Here is a 1,795-nt window from a genome sequence, read left to right as displayed (position 1 = left end):
CACCGGCCACCAGCCACCAGCCACCAGCCACCAGCCACCAGCCACCAGCCACCAGCCACCAGCCACCAGCCACCGTGACAGCCAACCATCCACGCCGATCGGCGTCATCCACCCCGCCACAGAGGTCGTGTTTGACCTTGTAGTTACCTCAAGGCCCATGCTGGCCACATGGTGTTCCTCTCCATCAGCGAGTTCAGCGAGATGTGCGCGCTCCCCGCCCAAACCCTCCGCTTCTACCACTCCGAGGGCCTGCTGGTCCCGGCCCACGTCGACGAGCGAACCGGTTACCGCTCGTACGACTTCGTCCAGGTCGAACAAGCCATGCTGATCAGCACCCTGCGCGCAGCCGGACTCAGCTTCCGGCACGTCCGCCAGGCCCTGGACGCCCCCGACACCGCGCTCGGTCTGCTCACCGAGCACCGGGAGTCCCTGCTGCGCAAGCGAAAGCTGGAGGACGAGGCGCTGCGGGACGCGGAGGTGTTCGTCTCCGACTGGCCGCAGGTGCGTGAGCACTCCGTTCCCGAGATCACCGCACTCCGGACGATCGTGCCGGGAAGCAGGCACGAGGACGTGCTCGCGGAACGAGTCTCGACCGCAGTGGACCGACTCCGGCAGATCGCGGCGGAAGCAGGCGCCGAGGTCTCCGGCCCGCCGTGGAAGCAACACGCCCTGGAAACCCAGGAGCAGAAGGCGAAAACCATGGACCCGGACGGGAACGACCTGTTCATCGCCCTGCCCGTGCTCACCCCGATCACCCCCGACGCCCTGCCCGCCGACGTCCACACCCACCTCCTCGAAGCGCACGAGGAGGTGTCGATCGTGCTACCGGGCAGGGACACGCTGCCGAGATTGGGCGCGGTGTTCAACCGACTGGTGGACCACTCGGCGCGCATCAACCGGATGATCGCCTTCTGGTCCCCCCGCTACCTGCTGCACGAGGGCAGCGTGGAGATCTCGGCGACGGTCACCGACTTCGAGGAGGACGAGACCTTCGAGGACGACCTCCCCGACCAGTGACCCCCGATCCAGCCGTTCGGTCAGGCTGGTCCCGACACCTCCGGCCGGTCGGCGCCACCGGTGGGGAGCAGCAGGGTGAACCTGGTCGGGGAGCGATCGGACAGCACGAGCCTGCCGCCCTCGGCCTCGGCCAGATCACGCGCGAGCGGCAGCCCTATGCCGTGCACCCGCGTACCGTTGCGCCCCGCGCCGTGCCCACCACCAGCACTTCCACCGCCAGCACTCCTGCTCCCCGCGCTCCCGCTGCCGAGGATGCCGCTACCCGAGGCTCCACTGCCTGCGCTCCCGCCACCAGGGGTACCGCTGCCCGAGGTGCCGCCGCCTGCGTTCCCACTACCAAGGGTGCCACCGCCCGAGGCCCCACCGCCTGCACTCCCGCCACCAGGAGTCCCCTTACCCAAGGCTCCACTGCCCAGGTTTTCGCTGGCCAAGGCTCCGCTACGAGAGTTTCCGCTGTCAGCGCTCCCGTTCCCCGCGCCGCCGCTGTCCGCGCCTCCGCCGCCCGTACTCCCGCCGCCCGCACTGCCGCCGCCAGGGGTTCCGCCGACCATGCTCCCGCCGCCAAGGGTTCCGCCGCCCGTACTGCCGCCGCCAAGGGCTCCGCCGCCCGCGTTCCCGCCGGCGCCGCGCGCATCGGCGCCCCTCCCGCGCTCGCCCCCACTCCCACTACTTCCCCGCTCGTCCCCGTCCCCATCCCCATCACCGTCGCGGATCTGGAAGGGGTCGTCGCCGCGCACCTCGCCCTCGTCCACGACGTCCACCGCGAACAGCCCGGCCG

At 70.6% G+C, this 1,795-nt stretch carries 2 protein-coding genes; one reads left to right on the top strand and one right to left on the bottom strand.

The window, feature by feature from the left end; genetic code table 11:
* The first annotated feature begins 168 nt into the window (after positions 1 to 168).
* Positions 169 to 1,017 (top strand): MerR family transcriptional regulator, encoded by an 849-nt coding sequence (locus tag ACTUAL_RS26490; protein ID WP_440902152.1) that lies wholly within the window; start codon positions 169 to 171, stop codon positions 1,015 to 1,017.
* Between the two features lie 20 nt (positions 1,018 to 1,037).
* Here the strand turns inward: ACTUAL_RS26490 and ACTUAL_RS26485 are convergent, their stop codons facing one another.
* Positions 1,038 to 1,184 (bottom strand): ATP-binding protein, encoded by a 147-nt coding sequence (locus ACTUAL_RS26485; protein WP_440902151.1) that lies wholly within the window; start codon positions 1,182 to 1,184, stop codon positions 1,038 to 1,040.
* Between the last annotated feature and the right edge of the window lie 611 nt (positions 1,185 to 1,795).

The organism is Actinosynnema sp. (genome assembly GCF_052038725.1).
Note: the sequence above shows the minus strand (reverse complement) of the source record. Positions and strands in the feature narration are given on the sequence as shown.